The sequence below is a fragment of the Spirulina subsalsa CS-330 genome (assembly GCF_028330765.1).
GTDB lineage: Bacteria > Cyanobacteriota > Cyanobacteriia > Cyanobacteriales > Spirulinaceae > Spirulina > Spirulina subsalsa_A.
The window spans coordinates 1-22,885 of the sequence record NZ_JAQMTY010000193.1 but is presented as its reverse complement, the minus strand read 5'-3'; the positions used below and the strand labels follow the sequence as shown (position 1 = coordinate 22,885).

At 54.5% G+C, this 22,885-nt stretch carries 20 protein-coding genes; 16 read left to right on the top strand and 4 right to left on the bottom strand.

All coding sequences use genetic code 11. The features are described from left to right. Nucleotides 1-332 (bottom strand): hypothetical protein (locus tag PN477_RS13590; RefSeq protein WP_272147349.1); only part of this gene is annotated, 332 nt, incomplete at its 3' end. Nucleotides 333-463: 131 nt separating this feature from the next. Here PN477_RS13590 and speB point away from each other — a divergent pair. The 6 genes from speB (at nt 464) to mazG (ending at nt 6,360) form a co-directional block, all read left to right on the top strand. After that, on the top strand, nt 464-1,366 hold the full coding sequence (gene speB / locus PN477_RS13585) for an agmatinase (RefSeq protein ID WP_272119749.1): 903 nt from the start codon (nt 464-466) through the stop codon (nt 1,364-1,366). Between the two features lie 86 nt (nt 1,367-1,452). After that, nucleotides 1,453-2,175, top strand: a complete 723-nt coding sequence (gene pyrH / locus PN477_RS13580; RefSeq protein WP_272119750.1) for a UMP kinase — start codon at nt 1,453-1,455, stop codon at nt 2,173-2,175. Beyond that, nucleotides 2,162-2,710 (top strand): ribosome recycling factor, encoded by a 549-nt coding sequence (gene frr, locus PN477_RS13575; protein ID WP_272119751.1) that lies wholly within the window; start codon nt 2,162-2,164, stop codon nt 2,708-2,710. Before pyrH ends, frr begins: the two co-directional genes overlap by 14 nt. A gap of 166 nt (nt 2,711-2,876) precedes the next feature. Further along, nucleotides 2,877-3,545 carry a hypothetical protein gene (locus tag PN477_RS13570; protein ID WP_272119752.1) on the top strand — a complete coding sequence of 223 codons (669 nt, stop codon included), beginning with the start codon at nt 2,877-2,879 and terminating at the stop codon, nt 3,543-3,545. Between the two features lie 111 nt (nt 3,546-3,656). Next, complete coding sequence (gene trpE / locus PN477_RS13565; RefSeq protein WP_272119753.1) at nt 3,657-5,174, top strand: anthranilate synthase component I; 1,518 nt, start codon at nt 3,657-3,659, stop codon at nt 5,172-5,174. Nucleotides 5,175-5,544: 370 nt separating this feature from the next. Then, nucleotides 5,545-6,360, top strand: a complete 816-nt coding sequence (gene mazG / locus PN477_RS13560; protein WP_272119754.1) for a nucleoside triphosphate pyrophosphohydrolase — start codon at nt 5,545-5,547, stop codon at nt 6,358-6,360. On the opposite strand, the gene PN477_RS13555 is transcribed toward mazG, so the two are convergent. Beyond that, nucleotides 6,344-7,459 (bottom strand): patatin-like phospholipase family protein, encoded by a 1,116-nt coding sequence (locus PN477_RS13555; RefSeq protein ID WP_272119755.1) that lies wholly within the window; start codon nt 7,457-7,459, stop codon nt 6,344-6,346. The two genes, mazG and PN477_RS13555, sit on opposite strands and share 17 nt — an antisense overlap. Before the next feature lie 258 nt (nt 7,460-7,717). Further along, complete coding sequence (locus PN477_RS13550; RefSeq protein ID WP_272119756.1) at nt 7,718-8,500, bottom strand: response regulator transcription factor; 783 nt, start codon at nt 8,498-8,500, stop codon at nt 7,718-7,720. 240 nt (nt 8,501-8,740) lie between these two features. On the opposite strand from PN477_RS13550, the gene alr reads away from it, so the two are divergent. Together alr and PN477_RS13540 are read left to right on the top strand one after the other, a co-directional pair. Further along, nucleotides 8,741-9,868: an alanine racemase gene (gene alr / locus PN477_RS13545; protein WP_272147348.1), complete on the top strand. Its 1,128-nt coding sequence runs from the start codon at nt 8,741-8,743 to the stop codon at nt 9,866-9,868. A gap of 445 nt (nt 9,869-10,313) precedes the next feature. Further along, entirely contained in the window at nt 10,314-11,324 is a 1,011-nt protein-coding gene (locus PN477_RS13540) for a pentapeptide repeat-containing protein (RefSeq protein WP_272119758.1), read from the top strand. A gap of 90 nt (nt 11,325-11,414) precedes the next feature. On the opposite strand, the gene PN477_RS13535 is transcribed toward PN477_RS13540, so the two are convergent. Further along, nucleotides 11,415-12,614: a PAS domain-containing sensor histidine kinase gene (locus PN477_RS13535; RefSeq protein WP_272119759.1), complete on the bottom strand. Its 1,200-nt coding sequence runs from the start codon at nt 12,612-12,614 to the stop codon at nt 11,415-11,417. Nucleotides 12,615-13,115: 501 nt separating this feature from the next. Here PN477_RS13535 and PN477_RS13530 point away from each other — a divergent pair. The 8 genes from PN477_RS13530 to PN477_RS13495 all read left to right on the top strand — a co-directional run bounded on the left by PN477_RS13530 (nt 13,116) and on the right by PN477_RS13495 (nt 22,815). Beyond that, nucleotides 13,116-13,904, top strand: a complete 789-nt coding sequence (locus PN477_RS13530; RefSeq protein WP_272119760.1) for a response regulator transcription factor — start codon at nt 13,116-13,118, stop codon at nt 13,902-13,904. A 341-nt stretch (nt 13,905-14,245) separates the two neighbouring features. Continuing rightward, nucleotides 14,246-15,889: an ABC transporter substrate-binding protein gene (locus PN477_RS13525; protein ID WP_417158817.1), complete on the top strand. Its 1,644-nt coding sequence runs from the start codon at nt 14,246-14,248 to the stop codon at nt 15,887-15,889. Nucleotides 15,890-15,933: 44 nt separating this feature from the next. Further along, nucleotides 15,934-16,773, top strand: a complete 840-nt coding sequence (ntrB, locus tag PN477_RS13520; protein WP_272119762.1) for a nitrate ABC transporter permease — start codon at nt 15,934-15,936, stop codon at nt 16,771-16,773. Then, the gene (locus PN477_RS13515) at nt 16,770-17,663 is read left to right on the top strand and encodes an ABC transporter ATP-binding protein (protein WP_272119763.1); all 894 of its coding nucleotides are present in this window, start codon (nt 16,770-16,772) and stop codon (nt 17,661-17,663) included. The genes ntrB and PN477_RS13515 overlap by 4 nt, the downstream gene beginning before the upstream one ends. A gap of 59 nt (nt 17,664-17,722) precedes the next feature. After that, nucleotides 17,723-18,166, top strand: a complete 444-nt coding sequence (gene cynS / locus PN477_RS13510) for a cyanase (protein WP_272119764.1) — start codon at nt 17,723-17,725, stop codon at nt 18,164-18,166. 95 nt (nt 18,167-18,261) lie between these two features. Further along, complete coding sequence (locus PN477_RS13505; RefSeq protein WP_272119765.1) at nt 18,262-18,738, top strand: nuclear transport factor 2 family protein; 477 nt, start codon at nt 18,262-18,264, stop codon at nt 18,736-18,738. A 160-nt stretch (nt 18,739-18,898) separates the two neighbouring features. Beyond that, nucleotides 18,899-21,412, top strand: coding sequence for a substrate-binding domain-containing protein (locus PN477_RS13500; protein WP_272119766.1), 2,514 nt, complete (start codon nt 18,899-18,901; stop codon nt 21,410-21,412). A 443-nt stretch (nt 21,413-21,855) separates the two neighbouring features. Continuing rightward, nucleotides 21,856-22,815: an orange carotenoid protein N-terminal domain-containing protein gene (locus PN477_RS13495; RefSeq protein WP_272119767.1), complete on the top strand. Its 960-nt coding sequence runs from the start codon at nt 21,856-21,858 to the stop codon at nt 22,813-22,815. The last annotated feature ends 70 nt before the right edge of the window (nt 22,816-22,885 follow it).

The window sequence follows — 22,885 nt, the reverse complement described above, 5'->3', positions numbered from 1 at the left end:
GTTAAGGGGAGGTCGGGAATTGCGGCGTAGTTTTCGTAGGTGGGGGGTGGGGCGAGGCGACTGGTGGGGATGGGGGGGAGGTTGGGGCGATCGCTGGCGTTGCGATTGGTGGCGTTGCGATCGCTCGCCGGGCGATATTGACCGCTGGCGATCGCATCGGACGGCAGCAGATATTCCGGGTCAAAGGGGACAACCTGGGCTTGGGGCGATCGCGCTCCGTTCCCCGCTTGGGGTTGAGTCTGGAGTTCGGTGCGGAGAAAGAACCCGACCGAGGCAGAGCCGATCAGGCCAAACAGTGCCATGCGTGCGAGCCAAGCCCAGTATGATGACATAAGGTTTTTTGGAGTGAGCATTACCAAGCGCTTATTCTAACGTAGCGAGACCCGTTGACACGGTTTCTACGGTCATCTCTGCAAATCCGTCTTGTTTTTGCCGTCAAGCCGAGGGTTTAACACAAATTTTGATGAATGATTTTCCCCGCTATTTTATTGATGCGGCCACGGCCGTACCGGATGACGATGTTGAGGTGATGATTGTGCCCGTGCCCTACGAGGCGACGACCACCTATCGCAAGGGCTGCCAAGAGGGGCCGATCGCGCTCCTTGCTGCGTCGGATCAGTTGGAACATTACGATGTGGAGTTGCAACAAGAACCCTGTTTCGCGGTGGGGATTGGGATTCATGATGCGATCGCCGATACTCGCCATCAGGCTGATCTCCCCCCCGAAGTCATGGTGCAACAGGTGGAAGCGGCCTTAATCCCGCTCCTCAAGACCGGTAAATTTGTGATCACCCTTGGCGGTGAACATGGGATCACCGCTGGGGTGGTGGCGGCGTATCAACAGGTGGAGACGGAACCCTTTACCGTGGTGCAAATCGATGCCCATGGGGATTTGCGCCATAGTTATCAGGGGTCGATCTATAACCATGCCTGCGTGATGCGGCGGATTGTGGATCGGGGCATTCCCCTTGTGCCGGTGGCGATTCGGAGCATTTGCAAAGAAGAGGCGGATCTGATCACATCGCAGCAGATTCCGGTGCAGTGGGATCATCACATCACCGAAAATCCCCAATGGATCGAGGCTGCGATCGCTGCCATTCAAACCGATCGCGTCTTCCTCACCATCGACCTCGACGGCCTCGACCCCGCGATCATGCCCGGCGTAGGCACACCCCAACCCGGCGGCCTCAATTGGGCCCAAACCACCCGCTTTCTCCGCACCCTCTTCACCCAACGGCAGGTCATCGGCTGTGATGTGATGGAGTTGGCCCCCCTCCGGGATGCTGTGGTTTCAGAGTTTATTGCGGCGAAGTTGGTCTATAAATTGATTGGCTACCATGCCCTCAGTCGGGGTCGGTTGGATTGAGGCGATCGCACCCCCAGCGCGACACGGCGCGAAAACCTGCTATGGTAATTGAGGCAAATCAATCCAACGCAAGTTGCAGGCAACCGATGGCATACCAGAGAGTCTTACTCAAACTGAGTGGGGAAGCTTTGATGGGGGATTTGGGATACGGCATCGATCCCGCTGTTGTTGCTGGCATTGCGCAAGAAATTTCGGATGTCATTAAAAGTGGGGTCCAAGTGGCGATTGTGGTGGGGGGCGGCAATATCTTTCGCGGTGTGAAAGCGTCTGCCGCCGGGATGGATCGGGCTACAGCGGACTATGTGGGGATGCTGGCAACGGTGATGAACGCGATCGCGCTCCAAGATGCCCTCGAACGTATTGAGATTCCCACCCGTGTCCAAACTGCGATCGCCATGCAAGAGGTGGCAGAACCCTACATCCGGCGGCGGGCCATTCGCCACCTGGAACGGGGTTTAGTGGTCATTTTTGGGGCGGGTTCAGGCAATCCCTTTTTCACCACCGACACCACTGCGGCTCTTCGGGCTGCCGAAATTGATGCGGATGTCATCTTCAAAGCCACCAAAGTCGATGGTGTTTATGATGCTGATCCTAAAACAAATCCGAACGCACGCCGCTATACCAGCCTCACCTATAACCATGTGCTGAGTCATGATTTACGGGTGATGGATGGGACAGCGATCGCCCTTTGTAAAGAAAATAATATTCCCATTGTTGTTTTTGATCTCTCGGTGAACGGGAACATTGTGCGCTCCGTTCAGGGAGAACCCATTGGAACCATCGTAGGAGGTAACTATGAAGTTAGCTGACACTGAACAACTGATGCAAAAAGCGATTGAAGCGACCCAGCGGAACTTCAACACGATTCGCACCGGCAGAGCCAGCACCAGCTTGCTCGACCGGATTAGCGTCGAATACTACGGGGTAGATACCCCCCTCAAACAAATCGCCAACATTAGCACCCCCGAAGCCACCATCATTTTGATCCAACCCTACGATCGCAGCAGCATGGGCGCGATCGAGAAGGCGATTCAAATGTCCGACCTCAGCTTAAACCCCAACAACGACGGGGCGGTGATTCGGCTCAATATTCCGCCGTTGACGAGCGATCGCCGCCAAGAATTGGTTAAACAGGTGAAAAACCTCGCCGAAGAAGGCAAAGTCTCGATCCGCAACATCCGTCGAGATGCGATCGACAGCATTCGCAAACAGGAAAAAAGCAGCGACATTTCCGAAGATGAATCCCGCAGCTTACAGGATGACGTGCAAAAGTTAACCGACAAATACACCGGAAAAATCGAAGACCTGCTCGCCATCAAAGAAAAAGACATCACCACCATCTAAGCAAGGGAGTCCGCTCACCCCCTCACACCATCCTCTAGACAAGGGGCTTAAGCCCCTTGTTTACCCGAACCCCATCGGACGAAGTCTTTCAAACTCAAATCGAACGCTATAGAATAAACGGTGATTGACCCCCGGCTGATATCCTTAAACCCCTAACAAGACCGCCGTGCAACCCCAACGCTTTCCTGAGTGCAACCACCCCATTGTCAAAGCACTGTTTCGCTACAGTGACCAAGACTTACTCACTCTGTTTCAGCGTCACCCCGAACAGGGACGCTATTTCGTTGCGTTGTTTTGCCGCTACAATCCCATCGTCTACACCCTGATTTCCCACTCAGCGCGATCGCCCGTCCAAGGTGACTATCTGTTTGCCCTCACCTGGCGGCATATCTTCTACGAAATGCGCGGCCTCGAATTGCGCGGCGCGGCCGCCGTTGAAGCCACCTCCTATCAAAACTGGTTAATCAACGTCACCGCCCTCTGCATCAACCAAGCCAATCTCCCCCCCGTCGAATCGATCACCTACGACCTCAACAGCACCTCACCCCCCCTGTGGTGTTACCTTGAACAGGGCCTCGACCTGCTCCCCCCCGTGATTCGGCTCATCCTTCTCATGGCCCGCACCTTCCAATGGAGTCCCACCCGGATCGCCGCCTACCTCCAAGCCGAAGGCGATATGCTCTCCCCCGCCCAAGTCCAAGACTATCTCCAGGAAAGCTATCGGATGCTGACGGTGAACCTCCCCGACGACATTCGCGCTATTTACCTCGGCGAAGACCCTGCCGCCGCCAATGGCGAAGATCCCGCCTCGTTAGCGACGAGTGATTCTCGTTAGGGCGATCGCACCTTCGCCCCTCGCACCATTCCCCCATGAGCGTAGGCCCCATTGCCCTACACTTATAACTATTGGTTTCCTGAGTCCTCCGTCTTCACGTCCCCAGCACCGATGATTTTTCCTGAACTGTCTGACTTTAAGGCCCTGGCCGAGCAGGGTAATTTTATTCCGGTTTATCGTGAGTGGGTGGCGGATCTCGAAACCCCGGTTTCAGCCTGGTATAAGATTTGCGCGGGCCAGCCCTATAGCTTCTTGTTGGAATCCGTTGAAGGCGGGGAAAATATTGGCCGCTATAGTTTTTTAGGCTGCGATCCGGTGTGGGTGCTGACGACGCGGGGCGACCATACCCGCCAAACCCATCGTGATGGTCAGGTGCAGCATTACGACGGCAATCCCTTTGATAGCCTCGCCCACTGTCTCGCGCCCTACGATCCGGTGACTTTGCCGGAGTTGCCGCCGGGGATTGGCGGCCTGTTTGGGTTTTGGGGCTATGAGTTGATCCATTGGATTGAGCCACGAGTGCCGGTGCATCGGGCGAAACCCGATGATCTGCCCGATGGGATTTGGATGCAGGTGGATAATTTGATCATTTTTGATCAGGTGAAGCGGAAAATTTGGGCGATCGCCTATGCCGACCTGCGCGATCCGGAGGTGGATCTAGAGGCGGCCTATCAAGCGGCCTGCGATCGCGTCACCAAACTCGTTTTAAAACTCCAACTGCCCCTCCCCATCGAAGCCCGCACCATTGAACTCGCCACCGACAACGCGCCCCCCATCGCCTACACCAGCAACACCAGCCCCGCAGCCTACTGCGCCAACGTCGAAACCGCCAAACAATACATCCATGCCGGGGACATCTTCCAAGTCGTCCTCTCCCAACGGTTGCAAACCACCTACAGCGGCAACCCCTTCGACCTCTATCGCTCCCTGCGCCTGGTGAACCCCTCCCCCTACATGGCCTATTTCAACTTTGACCAATGGCAGATCATCGGCTCTAGCCCAGAAGTCATGGTCAAAGCGGAAAAATTACCCACCGGAGAAACGCAAGCGATCGTTCGTCCCATTGCCGGGACACGCCGCCGGGGCAAAACCCACGCCGAAGACCTCGCGTTAGAACAAGACCTCCTCGCCGACCCCAAAGAAGTGGCCGAGCATGTGATGCTCGTGGACTTGGGGCGTAATGATTTGGGTCGGGTCTGCAAGTGGGGAACGGTGCGGGTTGATGAGTTGATGGTGATTGAACGCTATTCCCATGTGATGCACATTGTCAGTAATGTGATCGGCGAATTGCGCGACGATCAAACCGCCTGGGATTTACTGAAAGCCACATTCCCCGCCGGGACGGTGAGCGGTGCGCCGAAAATTCGCGCCATGGAAATCATCCACGAACTGGAACCGGAACGGCGCGGGCCCTATTCCGGGGTCTACGGCTATTACGATTTTGAGGGGCAATTGAATAGTGCGATCGCCATTCGTACCATGGTCGTCCGTCCCCAAGGTAACGATCTTCATCAAGTCTGCGTCCAAGCCGGGGCGGGGCTTGTGGCGGATTCCGTCCCCGCATCGGAATACGAAGAAACCCTCAACAAAGCCCGCGGCCTCCTCGAAGCGATCCGCTGCCTGCAATAATCGCAAGATTTCGGGACTTGAATTGTTTTGGGCCCAAGGGCTGGGCTGACTTGCGATCGCTCTCAAAGCGTCTCTGGATCAACACCCAGTTCCCGCAACTTGGCCCGTAACCTTGTTCTGCCCGCTGCCGTTCCTGCTCTCGCGGCAACAAAACCAACTGCTCATTGGGGAAGTAAAACCGCAGCCAATGGCTGGTCTCTTGCAACACTGAACTGTATCAAGTTCCCAACCACAGCCCCAACGCTTCGCACCACAGCGTCATTGTTCTCGCACAGTTTGGACAGATTAGCGGTGGAGAGAATTCCAGAGCGGCGCAGCAACGAACAGCAGATTTGTATCGTATCATTGCAAAGAAATGCCGTCCGATCCCATGTCAAACTCTGCTCTGCCTGCTCTCCAACGCCTGATCGAGGTCGTCGCCCGGCTGCGCGACCCCGACGGCGGCTGTCCCTGGGACTTAGCCCAAACCCCCCAAAGCCTGATCCCCTATGTGATTGAAGAAGCCTATGAAACCGTGGCGGCGTTGCAAACCGGGACGACGGCGGATGTGTGCGAAGAATTGGGGGATCTGCTCTTGCAGGTGATGTTGCAGGCCCAAATTGCTTCGGAACAGGCACAGTTTACCCTCGCGGATGTTGCCGATGGGATTAGCGAGAAATTGATCCGCCGCCATCCCCATGTGTTTGGTGAAGACACGGCCGATACGGTGGAAGCGGTGCGCCACAATTGGGAGCAAATTAAAGCCCAGGAAAAGGGGAATGCGCCCGTGCGGATGAGCGACGGGTTTCAACGCTACGCCCACGGGTTGCCGCCGTTGATGGCGAGTTTGAAGATCTCGAAAAAGGCGGCGGCGTTTGGGTTTGAGTGGGACAGGATTGAGGATGTGTGGGGAAAGGTGGAGGAGGAATGGCAGGAGTTGCAGGCGGCGATCGCCTCTGGTGACAAAGCCCACCAAGAAGCCGAACTAGGGGATCTCTTCTTTGCCCTGATTCAAATCGCCCGCTGGCAAGGGCTTGACCCATCCCAGGCCCTCCAAGGCACGAATCACCGTTTTATCCAACGGTTGCGCATCATGGAAGACAACGCCGATCGCCCCCTAACAGACTACGATCTCGCCGCCCTTGATGCCCTCTGGAACCAAGCCAAACGGCAGCTTGGCCAAGGCTCCCCTAAGCCGGAGGATTAGCGGCGACAAACTGAGCGATCGCTGTTTCCGGCGACATCGCCTCACTGATCCCCACCCGCGCCAAATCACTAGAACGTCCCGTTTGACCGTGCAAATACTGTTCCGCAAACTTGACATACTCATGATAAAGTTCCGGATTGTCAATATCCGCTAACTTCTGATCCAAACTGTAATCCAGACGTAAGACCCGCTGGGCATTCTCGTCACTTTCCCCGCGAATCAGTTGCCAACATACATTAGCATTCACATCATTGGGAGCCGGTAAAAACAAATCCCCCAACCGCGCCACCCATTGCAGCGCCCCCCAACGCTTCACATCATCGTAGCTATAGGGTTCCGTTGGGCGACCCGTTCCCACCGACAGCACCACCATATCCTTGAGGGTCAACTGTTCCGGGTCGGGGGTTTCGTAGGGCATCAGCATCGCATGGGCCATTCCTACGAGCACCGGGTTATTCACCGCTACGCCTCCATCAATAAAGGGTAGCTTTTTGCCCACTGTGGGCTGTCCCTCATATTGTGGCTCCGGAACCGTCAGTTCGTAGGGCGGGAAAAAGGTCGGCGCGGAGGAGGAACAAACGCACAACTGCCACACCGGAAGTGTGTCGTACCATTGGGGCTGGTTGTGACCGTCGTTATTGCTGCAAAACCAGCGGGTGCGGCGGACGGAGGTGTCGTAGGCGGGGATCAGCAGGACGGGGGAGGTGATTTCTGCTATGGAGGTCGAGCCGAATTCCTTCGCTAGGACGGTGGCCACGCCGTCTTCCTTCGAGAGGGGCCATTCTGGACTGTGGGGGTAGAGAGCGATCGGTAAAAAGGAGCGGGTAATATTCGTCATCGATCGCAGGGTGCGAATATAGCCGGGGAAAATATGCTCACCGTTTTTTTCGTAGAGACCGAGTAACTCGTGGGCGGTCTTTTTGAGGGCGATCCCGGTGGCTAAAATCGAGCCGGTGGATGTGCCGGTGACGAGGTCAAAATATTCATGTAAGGCACAGTCATATTGGTGACGGAGTTCTTGTTCTAGTGCTACTAAAATTCGCGCTGACATTACACCCCGAAAACCACCGCCGTCTAAGGATAAAATTCGATAGGTCATCGCTCATTATGCCTGGAGGCTAGAATTTCTGGCGTGATTCTAGCATTGGATTGATTAATCCTTTGATTTGTTAAGTATTATTCTCAGATCAACGGGCCGACATTCAAGACGGTGGTGAGGGTCAAAAATGCGGTGTTTGATCACTTCAATGGGCCAGATTTTAAGCTGTATTAAAGCGGGGGTTAAGCATGAGCGATCGCGCCCCATCCCTGGGCCCAATCATGCCAAAACGAGCCGGCTCATGCATCGATGATCGGACTAGACGGTATAGCCTGCGGCTAATGGCTCACTGTTGCGATGGGGTTCTGGCATTGTGGGGGGGGTTGAGTCGGTGCGTTCCATCTGTTTGAGGGCATCGGGGTTAAAGCGATAGCCCACATTGCGCACGGTTTGAATCAGGCTGGTGCGTTCAATGCGATCGCTGTCCGGGACGAGTTTTTTCCGCAGGGACAACACATGGGTATCGATGGTGCGGGGATTATCGATCGCATCGGGCCAAGCGCGATGGAGCAGTTCTGTGCGGCTCAAGGGGATGCCTTCGGCCTGGGCTAAAACGTAGAGGAGGCTGAATTCTTGGGGGGTGAGGTCGATGTAGCGCCCGTAAAGATGCACCCGCCGCTGCACTAAGTCAATGCTCAGATCGCCATAGTTGAGCAAGAGGGGCACACTGGTGACGCGACAACGGCGCAGCAAGGCTTCCACCCGTGCCATCAGTTCTTGCATCCCAAAGGGTTTTTTCAAGTAATCATCAGCACCGGCTTTTAAACCAGTGACCACGTCATGGGCGCTATCTTTGGCCGATAACAACAAGACGAGGGATTGACGCTGTTGCAACAACCATTGACAGAGTTCTAAGCCATTGCCATCGGGTAAATCCGGCTCAAGAATCACGAGGGGGGGTTGGTTGCGCAGGAGAATGTCTCGCGCTTGTTGGAGGCTTGCAGCTTGTTGGATACGATACCCAGCTTGTTGCAAATGCCACCCCAGCAGCGATCGCAAATGTGGATTGCCTTCGACAATGAGTATTTGACTTGATCCCACGAAGCGTTACCTACGAAAAATTTTAATGTGTCCTTACCATAACAAATGCAATGTTGAACTGTTGTAACACTGGTTACCCTCGATTCTGTGATTTTTCAGGGTTTGATGTCTCCAAGATTCAGGTTAGACTATGCCCTAACTCGGTTTCCCTGAGTGAAATTGATCGCCGTTATGCCAAGGGGCGATCGCGCCAAGGAGTGACGTTTTATGGTAGGGCAACAGTTACACTCTCCCCATCCCATGGGGATAGCACAGCAGCGGGCTTGGGTTGAAATTGATCTCACCGCCTTGGGGGATAATGTGCAGCAATTATGCGCACATTTGGCACCGGGCGCGATGTTCATGGCAGTGGTCAAAGCTGATGCCTATGGCCATGGGGCGATGCCGGTGGCGGAGGTGCTGGTGAGGTTGGGGGTGCAGCGTCTGGCCGTTGCCACAACTCAAGAAGGGATTGCCCTGCGCCAAGGGGGAATTCACGTTCCGATTTTGGTGTTGGGGGCGATTTACACCCCGGCGGAAATCGAAGCGATCGCCCACCATCACCTGGAACCCACCCTCTGCACGCCCCACCAAGCCGCCCTCTTTGCCCAAACCCTGACCCCACTGGGGACAACCCTCCCCGTCCATCTCAATATTGATACGGGCATGTCTCGCCTGGGGACGCGCTGGACGGATGCCCTGTCCTTGGTGCAGGCGGTTCACGAGTTGCCCTCGCTGCATCTGGCCAGTGTCTATTCCCACTTTGCCACGGCGGATGATCCCGACCCCACGTTTATGGCGATTCAGCGCGATCGCTTTGAGGCCGTCCTCACCGAACTCCGCCGCCATGGCTTCCATCCTCCCATGGTGCATCTTGCTAATTCCGCCGGGACGTTGGGCGATCGCACCCTCCATTACGACGGGGTGCGGATCGGTTTGTCGCTTTACGGTCTTTATCCCGCGCCCCACCTGCGCCCCATCCTCCCCCTGCGCCCCGTGCTGGCCGTCAAAGCGCGGATCACCCAAGTCAAAGCCATCCCGCCCCACACCGGCGTGAGTTATGGCCATCGATATGTCAGCGATCGCCCCCTGCGCCTCGCCGTCGTCAGCATTGGCTACGCCGACGGTGTACCCCGCCTCCTCACCCACAAAATGCAGGTCTTAATCCGGGGTCAGCGCGTCCCCCAAATCGGTTCGATCACCATGGATCAACTGATGGTAGACGTGACCGAACTCCCGGACGTGCAACCCGGTGATTGTGTTACCCTCCTCGGCCAAGACGGCAGCGAGCAGATCACCGCCGACGATTGGGCCGATGCGATCGGCACGATTTCCTGGGAAATTCTCTGTGGGTTTAAACCACGCTTGCCCCGCGTTTATCTGAATTAAATTTTTATTAACAATAATCATGCTTGGTTACAAAACATCAAGATTGGTCAGTAAGTGAGTTGATGATGACCACAGTTCAACATGATTCGTCTATGCTGGAAAGTGGAATTCAATGGATTCAAGACCCGGAAAATTAAATAATTTAACCGCAAAAAAAGTCCCATTGCCTAGTCTTAACGTTGCCATAGCAATCCTATTTGATTCATGCACAGGCAAGGGGCTTAAGCCCCTTGTTGATGAGGAGATCTGATCTCCGATTGATTTAGGATCGCGATAAGTTAGACCCACTCAAGAGGAACCCATTCCAACCCAAGCCTAAAAGACGAAAACAGACTGATTTGATCTTGAATTCTGTCATTATCCCGACTCCGCCACACCAACGCTTGTTCTTAAACTCTCGATCATTTGCCATCTGTCTCAATCTATTTCATGGAGTCAATTCCCAATGGATGCTCATATTTTATTAAAACGGTACGCTTCAGGCGATCGCGACTTTCGCGGTTCTGATTTGCCCTATGCCAACTTAATTGGTGCTCAACTCACCCATGCGAACTTCGCCGGTTCACTCCTGAAAGAAGCAAGTTTAGCTCGCGCCCATTTGGAGCGGTGTTTTCTCCAAGGAGCCAATTTGAATGGGGCATTTTTGTACAGTACTGACCTCACCTTTGCCAAACTCGCCAATTCTCAACTGTGCGAAGCCGACCTCACCAAAGCCAATCTCAAAGGCGCTCATTTGGCGAAAGCAGACCTCCAAGGAGCCAAACTGAGCGGAGCCATCTTGAAATGGGTCACCCTTTTTCGGGCTAATCTGTCGGGTGTCAATCTCTGTGGCGCGAATTTAAATGGGATTAATTTGCGATCGGCCAATCTGCAAGGCGCAAACTTAAACTGGACAAACTTGAGCGGGGCGCGGCTCAGCGGTGCAAACCTCCAAGGGGCGCAACTCAGCGGCGTGAAATTAGAAGGAGCCTGGATGAACGGCTTGATATTGCCCAATATTAATTTCAGCGGTCTAGAGTTAAGCGGTGTCAAACTCAGCGGCGCTCAGTTACAAAATGCAGAATTAACCGGAGCGGATTTCAGCGACAGTGTCATGCGGCGCATTCAATTAGAGGGCGCAATGATGAAGCAGGCGGATTGCAGCCAAGCCGATCTGCGGGGTAGTCAGATGATCAAAGCTGATCTGATGAAGGCCGATCTCCGGGACGCTCTCCTCACCAATGCCGATTTGCAAGATACCAATTTAAATCTTGTCAATTTCTCCGGGGCAGATTTAACCGGGGCGAATTTGCGGGGTGCTTATCTGTGGGGTGCAAATTTAGATGGTGCTTGTCTCCAAGGGGCGGATCTCCGGGGTGCAAGCTTACGGAATGCGAAGTTAACCGGAACAGACCTCCGGGATGCCTGCTTACTGGGGGCGACGATGCCGGATGGGTCGCTGTATGCCGGGATTTAAACCATCCTGAGGCTTTTTGAGCGGTGCTCCTGCGCTCTGCGATCGCACCCATGCACAGAGCAGCCCGATCCGGCGCGTTTGGGTCTGGGGTTAGGGTAAGGTCGTGGGCAATCGCACCGTAAAGGTTGTGCCACGATTGACGCAGCTTTTGACTTTGATCGTGCCCTGTTGCAATTGCACAAACTGCTGCACAATACTCAACCCTAAACCCGTGCCGGGAATATTACTGACATTAGCCCCTCGGTGAAAAGGTTCAAATAAATGGGCTTGATCGTCAGGGGAAATGCCGATGCCTTCGTCCTTCACGGTGAGAATCACCTGTTGATGGCGTTTGGTTAATTTGAGCCAGATTTTCTGATGGGGTGGGGTGTAGCGGAGGGCGTTGGAAAGCAGATTTTCAACGATGGAGCGGACGAGACGGGGATCAAGGTGGGCGATGAGTTGGCGGCTTTGGCACCTGAATTCGATCGGGACGGGTAAGCGACGATTTTCCCGTTCCCGGAGCATGCGGCTGCAAAATTCGACGAGATCGAGGGGTCGGGGTTTGACTTCGAGGACGTTGGCTTCGATTTTGCCGATGACGAGGATATCGTCAATCATCTGGGTCATGCGCTCGACGTTGCCGGTGATGGTGGTGAGGTAGTCGGCTTTTTCGGTGGGGGTGAGTTGGCTGTCGTAGCGTTGGAGGGAGGAGACGGAGAGGGCGATGTTGTTGAGGGGGTTGCGGAATTCGTGGCAGACCATGGTGATGAAGCGCGATCGCACCTCGTTCAATTCCCGCAATTGTTGATTCGCCTGGCGCAGTTTCGCCGTGCGCTGCTGCACCTGAAGTTCTAACTCTTCATTGGTGCGTTGGAGAATCTCTTCCGCCCAGCGCCGCTGGGTAATATCGCGAAACGTCACCACCGCCCCCAGCAACTGCCCCGCTTCATCCCGCATCGGCGTACTGATATATTCCACCGGAAAACTCGTCCCATCCTTGCGCCAAAACACTTCACTGGTGACGCGGTGGGTGCTCCCGTCCTGCAACGCCGCATAGATGGGGCAGTCTTCGCGGCGATAGGCGTGGCCATTGGCATAGGAATGGTGCAATACTCGATGCATGGACTTGCCAATCAATTCATCAATGGGCCAATCAATCATAGCCGCAGCGGCAGGGTTGACAAAGGTGACATTGCCATGGAGGTCTAAGCCATAGACCCCTTCCCCGACGGCATTCAAAATCAGTTGATGCTGGCGGCGGAGTTCTTGCAGTTCCTGCGCAACGGGTTTCGAGTTTTGTGCAGACATGATCAAGGGCGGCGGAAAGGGTCAGGAAGGGTTGTCAAGGGGTGGGTTGATCCGTGGTTCGGGATGGTTGGGATGAACTGAATCTCTGGATTGCAAGATGAGGGCTGAAGGTACTCTTGATTTTTATTTAAGAAAGTATAATTCATTACATTTTGTCGGTCTTACTTGTACTTTAAATGGGAAGAAGATTCTCAATGTTGCGATCGCCGTCCCTACAATCTGAATCACCGCACGGTCTCAAAATCACCTAGCTCAGTAGAGTTTAATCCTGCCTTCAAGGACAGCCTAGGGATAGTCAAGGGTAGCCATGGTTTTCAGTTGAGAAGACGGTTTCGGGGCGGTTTTCGGCCGTGAACTGCTCTGGACTCAACATCAATAGTGAACCATCCCTTGTATTCAGGGTTGATCGGTGATGATAGTTTGATGTTTTGAACCTCTGCCAATGCACGTTGGCTCCAAATCATCCTTGTACGATACTCCCATGAATGTCTTGACATCAAAATGAAGACAATCCTGGTCATTGAAGACGAAACCCAAACCCGAAATATTTTCCTCAAATCCTTACAATTTGAAGGCTTTGCCGCCCATGGTGCGTGTAATGGAGCCGAGGGGATTCAACTGGCTCACCAATGCCGGCCGGATTTGATTGTCTGTGACATTATTATGCCGGATATGGATGGCTATGCGGTGTTAGCTAATCTGCGATCGTGCCAGGATACCGCGATTATTCCGTTTATCTTCCTGACGGCAAAAGTGGCCATGGCTGATCTGCGCCAGGGCATGGAATTGGGGGCGGATGATTACCTGACGAAACCCTGCACCGTGGAGCAATTTTTAGCGGCGATCGCCACCCGCCTCAAACGCCAAGCAGACCTCGTGAAACTCTACGGGCGATCGCCCCAGCCCTCGCCCTATCGCGACCCCTTTCCCAGCCCCGCAGACCTTGCCACTGACCCCATCTTCCCCGACTATTCCCAACTGCAATCCGTCTTTCAATTCATCGAAGCCCACTACAGCCAAGCCATCCACCTCGAAGATGTCGCCCAAGCTGCGGGCTATTCCCCCGCCTATCTCACCCACCTCGTCCAAAAACAAACCGGGCGCACCGTTAAACAGTGGATCATTGAGCGGCGCATGACCCAAGCCTGCAAACTACTCCGCACCACAACGCAATCGATTCGTAAGATCGCCGATGCCTGTGGCTATACCGATGCCAGCTACTTTACACGCCAATTTCGCCAGACTCATGGCCTTTCTCCCCTCCGCTGGCGACAACAAATTACCCATTAATGGAGGACTCTAATGGGGAGCAAATCACCCGCGATCGCAATCCTAAATAATGGATGGGTCGGTCAGGGGTTGATGCGCCTTATTAATAACAGTCTTAGGCTTAAAAGTGGTGAGGGAACATCCATTAACGCAGGTTATTAGAATAGATTCTGTATCTCATTTAACACAAAACCCTTAATTTCCAGAATATCAAGAATTCACAAAGAAAATCCTAATTTTCTCCAAATAAAATCCAATGCCCTTACCAAGAATTCCTGTTAGATTACCCAACAATATTAATGGCCAATTCTGATCGTGTTTGTTGAGTTTTCGGTAATTTTGGTTGTAGGTGAACATTCGCTATGGTTTTGAATTCGGCACAGAACGTACTACAAAATTTAACGCGCTCTCCAGGGCGCTATGGAACGCTGTCTAACTTGCAATCTCTTTGCACCGTTTGCGGACAGCAACATTCCAGTTTGGACCACTGGGAATTTATGCAAACTATGCCCCAAGATCCCGTCGAACTCGTCGATGATCTGGTCAAAATGGGGATTTATAAAGAAAATCAACTCCGGGCCGCCGATACGGTGAATGCCCACGCACTCCGGAAGACGCTCTTGCTCAAACGAGTGGGACGCGGCAGCCCGAAGCGGGAGAAGCTGATTTTAGATCTCTGCCGCCAAGCCGGGGGGTTAGATAATGCCTTCGCCGCTGCCTTTGGCCCCCAAGCGGGCCAATTCTTCGGCGATGCGATTCGCAATGGCCAACCCACCCGCCGCGAGTTCCTGCGCAATCTGGCGATCGGGGCGGCATTGGTGAGCCTCGCCAGTTGCGGGGATGGCGGTTCGAGCGATGCTCCGACGGCGGATGATGCGGAACCCGTCGATACCAGTAATCTGGAAAAAACCGACCTGCGCATTGGCTTTATTCCCATTACCTGCGCCACGCCGATTATTATGTCGGAACCGTTGGGATTTTATGAAAAGTATGGGTTTAACGCCGAAGTGGTGAAAATGCCCAGTTGGGGGGCGGTGCGGGATTCTGCGATCGCCGGCGAACTCGATGCCTACCACATGCTCGCCCCCATGCCCATCGCCATGACCCTCGGCCTTGGTTCAGCGGCCTTCGGAGTGAAACTCGCCAGCATCGAAAACATCAACGGCCAAGCAATCACCATCGCCGAACGCCACAAAGGCAACATCAACGGCCCCGCCGACTTCAAAGGCTTCACCATCGGCGTACCGTTCCCCTACTCGATGCACAACCTGCTGCTGCGCTACTACCTGGCCACCGGCGGCATCGATCCCGATGTAGATGTGCAAATTCGCCCCGTTCCCCCACCGGACAGCATCGCCCAACTGATCGCCGGGGACATTGACGCTTACCTCATGCCCGACCCCTTTAACCAACGGGCAGTGTACGAAGGGGCCGGCTTCATCCACATGTTGACGAAAGAACTGTGGCCCGGTCATCCCTGCTGTGCCTTTGCCGCCAGCGACGAATGGATCGAAACCAACCCCAACACCTTCCGCGCCCTCAATAAAGCGATCATCGAAGCCGCCGGTTACGCCAGCGACCCCGCCAACCGCATCGAAATTGCCGCAGCGATTTCCGATCGCGCCTTCCTCAATCAACCCGTCGAAGTCGTCGAAGCCGTCCTCACCGGCAAATTTGAAGACGGCAACGGCAACACCCTCGACATCCCCGATCGCATCGACTTCGACCCCTACCCCTGGCAGAGCTTCGCCAACTGGATTTCCTCGCAACTGGTGCGCTGGGATCTCCAAGGCGACGACCTCGCCCCCAAAATCATCCCCGAAACTGGCTACGACACCGTGGGCACTGACGTATTCTTAACCGACCTCGCCCGCGAACTCGCCGAAGAACTGGGTCAATCACCGCCGTCCGAGATTTACCGCATCGAAGAATTAAAGTTTGACACCTTCGATCCCGCTGATCCGGAAACCTACGTGCAGGAGCAAATCGACGAGTACGGCGTTTAGATGCGGAGGCTTATCCATTCAATTTCGGAGGTTTATTTTCAGTTATGGCAATCAGTCAATCAAAATCCCGATCGCGAAAAAAAGACCCGTCAGACTCACCCGGCTTGAGCGAAAATGTCCGCGCTTTCCTGCTCTTTGTGGGATCGCTAATCGTCTTTCTCCTCTTTTGGGAGCTTGGCGCTCGCAATGGTCTCTTCACCAAAGGAGTCCCCACGGCCACCAAAACCATCGAGGAACTCTGGTGGTGGATCACGAATCCATTTTTCAACAATGGCCCCAATGATCTCGGCATTGGTTGGAATCTGTTGATTAGTCTGCGGCGGGTAGCGATCGGGTATCTCCTTGCCTCCCTCGTGGCGGTTCCCCTCGGCATTTTGATTGGCATTTCCCCCGTCGCTAATAAAGGCTTCAACGCCTACATTCAACTGCTCAAACCCATTTCTCCCCTGGCATGGCTGCCCCTTGGACTCTATATCCTGCGGGATTCGGAGCAGACCGGGGTGTTTATTATCTTCATCTCTAGCATTTGGCCGACATTAATTAATACCTCCTTTGGGGTGGCGAATGTCAATAAGGAATACCTAGAGGTGGCGGAAACCCTGGGCGCGTCACGACTGCGCACGATCTTTAAGGTGATTATTCCGGCGGCCTTGCCGAATATCCTCTCTGGTTTGCGGATCAGTATGGGGATTGCTTGGCTGGTGATTGTGGCGGCGGAAATGCTGCTGGGGACGGGGTTGGGCTATTTCATTTGGAATGAGTGGAATAACCTCTATATTCCCAATATTTTGGTGGCGATTTTCATTATTGGGCTGGTGGGTTTGCTCCTTGATAGCCTGTTTGCCGCTGCTGAAAAGTTTGTCACATTTGGTCGAAACTCATGAGTGCTACGCCGTTGAATCTTGATCAAGTTACACCCATGGATGGCGGGTCGCCGACGGCCCAGCTTTCAATCCGCAATGTTACGAAGGTGTTTCCGGGCAAGAAGGATATTTTTAGCAAGCTGTCTCGCAAAACCTCAAAGGATTTTGTGGCGATCGAGAATATCAGTCTGGATATTGAACCTAATACCTTCGTGACGATTATCGGCCCGTCGGGCTGTGGCAAGTCTACGTTACTCAATATGATTGCGGGGCTTTCTTCAACGACCGAGGGCGAAATTTTGCTCAACGATCGCCCGATCCAAGGGCCCGGGCCCGATCGCGGCATGGTATTTCAAAACTATGCCCTGATGCCTTGGATGACGGTGGAGGAGAATATCCGGTTTGCGGTGGAGACGGTGTATCCGAAGCGATCGCCCCGCGACATTCAACGCACCGTTACCGAACATATCCAACTGGTGGGCCTCGTGGGGGCGGAAAAGAAACACCCCCACGAAATTTCCGGGGGGATGCGCCAACGGGTGGGCATTGCCCGCGCCCTAGCCATTAGCCCGCAAATGCTCTTGATGGATGAACCCTTTGGGGCCCTCGATGCCCTGACGCGGGGCTTTCTCCAAGATGAGATCGAACGGATCTGGGAACAGCAGCGCAAAACGGTGATCATGATTACCCACAGTATTGAAGAAGCGTTGCTCCTGTCCGATCGGATCATCATGATGACGCGGGGGCCAGCGGCACGGGTGGATGAAATTCTCGATGTGCCTTTCCCCCGCCCCCGTAACCGGGAAACCCTGGATCAACATCCGGCTTACCACGATCTCAAGGCGGAGATGGAAAGCCATCTGTTCCGCGAGACTCGTGCCGTGGAAGAAGCGCGGGTGCGGGGCCGTTAAGGCGGTACGTTCCTGCGTGATCTGTTGTGAATACCCTATGAAGAGGATTTTTTTGAATTATGGCAATTTCTGACGTGACGGAAAAATTGTTGGCTGCTAAGAAAGCCGCTGGCTTGAGCTTTGCGGATTTGGAAGCGAAGGTGGGCTGTGATGAGGTGTGGATCGCGTCGGTGGTCTATCGCCAAGCCAGTGCATCGACGGAAGAGGCGACGAAAATCGTCGAAGCCATTGGGGCCGATGCGTCGCTGATTGAACCGTTGACGGAATGCCCGCTGAAAGGCTCGTTGGAGCCGGTGATTCCCACTGATCCCCTGATTTATCGCCTCTATGAAATCATGCAGGTGTATGGCATGCCGTTGAAAACGGTGGTGCATGAGAAGTTTGGCGATGGGATCATGAGTGCGATCGATTTCACCTTGGATGTGGAAAAAGAAGAAGACCCCAAGGGCGATCGCGTCAAAATCATCATGTGCGGTAAGTTCCTGCCCTATAAGAAGTGGTAGCTTGCCGCGTTGCAATTTTAATCTCCTGATTTGGTCTGACTGTTGGCGATCGCTGACAGTCCCTTTTTTTCTCTATCCTGTTTGGACTTCAACCGATGACCCTCACCCCTGCTCAACTCGTCCCCCCCTTTACCCGTGAGATTGCGATCGCCAAGGTACGCATGGCCGAAAATGCCTGGAATAGCCGCGATGTGGATCGGGTCGCCCTCGCCTACACCGAAGCCAGTTTTTGGCGCAACCGGGCGGAAATTTTCCAAGGCCGCGCTGCGATTCGGGAATTTCTGCGCCGTAAATGGGACAAAGAATTAGACTATCGCCTCGTCAAGGAACTGTGGGCCTTTGGCGACAACCGGATCGCGGTACGGTTTCAATACGAATGGCACGACGACGCGGGGCAATGGTATCGGGCCTACGGCAATGAAAACTGGGAATTTGACGAGGCGGGCCTGATGCGTCGCCGCGAAGCCAGCATCAACGATCGCCCCATTGCCGAGGGCGATCGCCGCTTCCACTGGGACACCACCGCCCCCCGCCCCGACGATCACCCCGGTTTGATCAACTCCCCAGAATAATGCCATGGGTGCAGGGATTACGGGCGCAAGCGTTGCGCCCCTACAAAATTAGGCCGGTAGGGGCGCAAGCGTTGCGCCCCATACTGCTGATCTTCGCTCCGTCTCTCGATCCTGTGGCAAAATCGAGGATACTGCGGCCATTGCACAACAGGAAGGCGGGATGAGTATTTTAAACGAGATTAAAAATCGGGAGCTGTCGGGGGCGGGCGATCGCGTCAACATCCTCGTTTCCCAAGTGTCCTATCGTGCCTTTAGTTTCCTGCCCCCCCGCTACCGCTGGATCGTGCCCAGTGTGCTCGAAAGTATCTCGCTGCCGTTGCCAGAATTCCCCGAAGTCAAGCAAGAAATTCTCACCACCTTGGCCGAGCAGATGACCGATGCCCAAGCTGTCGAAGCTGAGATCATCGCGCCGCCGCCGCCCCTTTATTCCGCCTATCGCTGCGTCCACGGCAACCCCTTCGCCTGTGAATGGCCCGCCCAAACCCTAGTGGAAAATCCCGGCGCGACGGAATGCCTGCGCTGCACCTTTCCCACCCTGATCCCCCCGGAAACCCGGCTCCAGGGGCGGCGCGGGCAGTATCAATTTGAAGCCTTTTTGAAAGTGCGCAACTGGGGGCGGTTGTACCATGGCATTGATTTGAGCGATCGCCAACCGGTGGTGATTAAAGAATTTCTCCTGCCCGATCGCTACTTTACTCCCCCAGAAGTCGTCAAGCGGCGCGATCGCTTCAACCAAGTGACCGGCATTCACCTCGCCGATGGTCGCCATCAGGATTTACGGGTCGTTAGTCCCAGTGATGCGATCGCCCCCCTAGGGGAAAACCGCGCCTATCTCGTCACCGACGGAACCCTCGACACCTTCCCCACCCTCACCCAATACCTCACCGCCACCGGGCCCATGTCCGCCGCCCAAGTGCGCACCGTCCTCCTCCAACTTCTCCAAACCCTCGAAGGCCTCCACGGCCAAAAATACCGCCTCCCCTCCGGCATCATCCACCCCGGCATCCATCACGGCAACATCTCCATTGATAGCGTCCTGATCGTTCCCACCTTCCAAGGCTTCTACGTCTACCTCAGCGACCCCGCCCTCTGGGAAAACATCTTTGAACCCCCCCTCCTCGAACCCAAAGAACCCTCGGTGGAAACCGACCTGCGCGATTTAGGTCATGTGGCCTTCTATCTCATGGCCGGTCGGCAATTTGACCCCGAAACCCGCCAACCCCTCGACCCCGCTTTTGGGGACAATTGGCCGCCAAATTTGCCCCAACCCTTCCGTTACTTTGTCATGTCGCTGTTGGGGTTAAATTCCCTGCCGTTTGAATCGGCCAGTTTGGCCCGTCAGGCCCTGTTGAAAATCACCTTGCCCGATGATGTGCCCCACGCCATCAAGCCCGAAGGGGAAGGCAGCGAACCCAAACCCAAACGCCAAATTCCCCCGATCGCCTGGTGGATGCTCGGTGGGGTGTTGGGGTTGGCATTGATTGCGCTGTTGGTGTGGTGGTTCCGACGGCAGCAAACCTCCGAAGCCCCGCCCCGGCCGGTGGTCTGTTGTATTGAGCAGGTGGATGGGTTTCCCAATGGTGAATATATCTTTACCGGTGAGCAACCTGGGATTTGGACCTATATTTGGCAACAGCAAAACCTGATCGTTAAGGGCAAAAGCTTAGGGGAACTTCTCGCCGATCGCATCAATCCCCCCTCAGAAGACGACCCCGCCCCGGCAGAACCCGATCCAACGGCGGCAATCCCACCCCCCACGGATGAGGCGGAGGGAGCATTAGTCGAGATTGATCGATTTTTACTCGATTATCGACCGCAACCGTCCGCCAGCGAGGCCCTCCGGCAAGTGCAACAACAGGATGCTGAGTTTGCGATTAGTAGCCTGATTCAAGACCTGCCGGCGGATTTGTGGTTTTCGCGGGTGGCCTATGATGCGATCGCTGTCTATGTGGCGTTTAGTTATGAGACGCGCGATCGTAGCCTCCCCACCCAACTCAACGGCGCACTGTCCCTAGAGGATCTGCGCCGCCTCTATACCGGCGAAATCATCAACTGGAATGAATTGGGCGGCCCCGATATGCCCGTCAAGCTCTACATTCCCGCCGACGAAGAAGCTGTGAAAATTTTTGAAACCCAGATCCTCCGCGATCAAGACTCCATCGACACCTTCCGCCGCCTCGCCAGCCAACGCACCCGCACCAGCACGATTAACACCGACATCACCCGCCTCTCCACCTTCCGCACCTTAAACGCGGTGCTCCAGGATTTTGAAGAACGCGATCTTGGTGCGATCGCCTTCGGCAGCCTCAGTAGCATCTTTGGTCAATGTTCCGTCTATCCCCTCGCCCTCACTGAAGGCCTATCTGCTCCCGTCTCCCCCCTCCTCGACAAAGACAGCAACCCCATCACCCCCAGCACCGACCTCTGCAATGACAAAGGCAGCTACAAAACCAACATCCCCGCCATTCGAGGCGAACAATACCCCCTCGCCTACCCCATCGCCCTGATCTATCCCCGCGACAACCGCCGCGCCCCCATCGGTGAAACCTTTGCCGACCTCCTCCGCACCGACGAAGCCCAACTCCTCCTCCAAGATGCCGGCCTCGTCCCCCTGCGCGAAATCGACATCAAAGCCAACCAACCCCCCGCAGCCATCCTGCCCACCGTGCGTTAACCCCGCTCCCCTCGGCACTTCAAAATACCGGCACGTCTCCCCGCTTGAGCCTCAACACGAGAACAAAACGACTCAGATCAGGCGATCGCAATTGCCAGCCTCTTTTCGGTTTCCAGGCTGAAGCCAGCACCCCCTGGTATAATCAATTACAGATGCAACATCGGCAGAATTCCATGTTCCTAACGTGGGAAAAACCACTTTTCGGACATGGCTCTTAAGTTATCATCCAAGGGTGAAGTAACAAATCAAGACCATTAATAGACGCTAAAACCCTTAAGCTCTCGATACACTTCACCCTGCCCATATTCTTGGGGCGTGGATTAACAATTGAATATCGTGTTAGCTCCTGAATCAATTCGGGCAAGCGATAGCCGCGCGATCGCGTTGTGGCTTCAATTCACTCAATTCAGTATCCACTCACATTTTTCTAGGAGTATTTAACGATGTCATTTACCATTGAATCCGCTCGCGGAATCTTTCCGAATACCCTCACTGCGGATATGGTTCCCGCCACCATTGCGCGGTTTAATCAACTCAGTGCAGAAGATCAATTAGCCTTAATTTGGTTTGCCTATTTGGAAATGGGAAAAAGCATTACCGTCGCGGCTCCCGGTGCGGCCAATATGCAGTTTGCTGAATCGACCTTAAACGAAATTCGGCAGATGACCACCCTCGAACAAACTCAGGTGATGTGCGACCTGACAAATCGCGCCGATACCCCGATCGGTCGAACCTATGCCATCTGGTCAGCCAATATCAAACTGGGGTTTTGGTATCGTCTGGGCGAATGGATGGATCAAGGGATTGTCGCTCCGATTCCCAAAGACTATAAACTTTCGGCCAATGCTTCCGCTGTGCTCCAAACGATTCGGAGTTTAGATCCCGGTCAGCAGATTACCGTATTACGCAATACCGTGGTGGATATGGGCTATGACACCAGCAAGCTCGGCAGCTACACTCCGGTGACTGAACCCGTCGCACCGCCGAAGGAAATGTCCCAGCGGACACGGGTAAAAATTGACGGTATTGATAATTCAGTTGTGCTCATGTACATGGACAACATGAACGCCAATGACTTCGATGCCAATATTAAATTGTTTTTGCCCGATGGGGCGCTGCAACCTCCGTTTCAAAAACCGATTGTTGGCACCGATGCGATTTTGCGCTTTTTTAAGGAAGAATGCCAAAACTTGCAATTGCTCCCGGAACGTGGCGTTTCTGAACCCGCAGAAAATGGCTATACCCAGGTTAAGGTGACCGGAAAAGTGCAAACGCCTTGGTTTGGGGCCAGTGTGGGTATGAATATGGCGTGGCGGTTTTTGTTGGATTCCCAAAACAACATCTTTTTTGTGGCGATCGATCTGTTAGCGTCACCCCAAGAATTACTCAACTTGGTGCGTTAAGTCTCTTTTTTCTGAACTAGGTTTCTGGGGGGGGGGGGGGGGGGGGGGGGGGGGGGGGGGGGGGGGGGGG

What these genes read in the sequence shown, in the direction of transcription:
- PN477_RS13500 (WP_272119766.1), top strand. Translation starts at nt 18,899, where the DNA reads ATGAGTATTTTAAACGAGATTAAAAATCGGGAGCTGTCGGGGGCGGGC.
- alr (WP_272147348.1), top strand. Translation starts at nt 8,741, where the DNA reads ATGGGGATAGCACAGCAGCGGGCTTGGGTTGAAATTGATCTCACCGCC.
- PN477_RS13495 (WP_272119767.1), top strand. Translation starts at nt 21,856, where the DNA reads ATGTCATTTACCATTGAATCCGCTCGCGGAATCTTTCCGAATACCCTC.
- PN477_RS13540 (WP_272119758.1), top strand. Translation starts at nt 10,314, where the DNA reads ATGGATGCTCATATTTTATTAAAACGGTACGCTTCAGGCGATCGCGAC.
- PN477_RS13555 (WP_272119755.1), bottom strand. Translation starts at nt 7,459, where the DNA reads ATGACCTATCGAATTTTATCCTTAGACGGCGGTGGTTTTCGGGGTGTA.
- speB (WP_272119749.1), top strand. Translation starts at nt 464, where the DNA reads ATGAATGATTTTCCCCGCTATTTTATTGATGCGGCCACGGCCGTACCG.
- ntrB (WP_272119762.1), top strand. Translation starts at nt 15,934, where the DNA reads ATGGCAATCAGTCAATCAAAATCCCGATCGCGAAAAAAAGACCCGTCA.
- trpE (WP_272119753.1), top strand. Translation starts at nt 3,657, where the DNA reads ATGATTTTTCCTGAACTGTCTGACTTTAAGGCCCTGGCCGAGCAGGGT.
- PN477_RS13515 (WP_272119763.1), top strand. Translation starts at nt 16,770, where the DNA reads ATGAGTGCTACGCCGTTGAATCTTGATCAAGTTACACCCATGGATGGC.
- pyrH (WP_272119750.1), top strand. Translation starts at nt 1,453, where the DNA reads ATGGCATACCAGAGAGTCTTACTCAAACTGAGTGGGGAAGCTTTGATG.
- frr (WP_272119751.1), top strand. Translation starts at nt 2,162, where the DNA reads ATGAAGTTAGCTGACACTGAACAACTGATGCAAAAAGCGATTGAAGCG.
- PN477_RS13505 (WP_272119765.1), top strand. Translation starts at nt 18,262, where the DNA reads ATGACCCTCACCCCTGCTCAACTCGTCCCCCCCTTTACCCGTGAGATT.
- PN477_RS13535 (WP_272119759.1), bottom strand. Translation starts at nt 12,614, where the DNA reads ATGTCTGCACAAAACTCGAAACCCGTTGCGCAGGAACTGCAAGAACTC.
- PN477_RS13530 (WP_272119760.1), top strand. Translation starts at nt 13,116, where the DNA reads ATGAAGACAATCCTGGTCATTGAAGACGAAACCCAAACCCGAAATATT.
- cynS (WP_272119764.1), top strand. Translation starts at nt 17,723, where the DNA reads ATGGCAATTTCTGACGTGACGGAAAAATTGTTGGCTGCTAAGAAAGCC.
- PN477_RS13525 (WP_417158817.1), top strand. Translation starts at nt 14,246, where the DNA reads ATGGTTTTGAATTCGGCACAGAACGTACTACAAAATTTAACGCGCTCT.
- mazG (WP_272119754.1), top strand. Translation starts at nt 5,545, where the DNA reads ATGTCAAACTCTGCTCTGCCTGCTCTCCAACGCCTGATCGAGGTCGTC.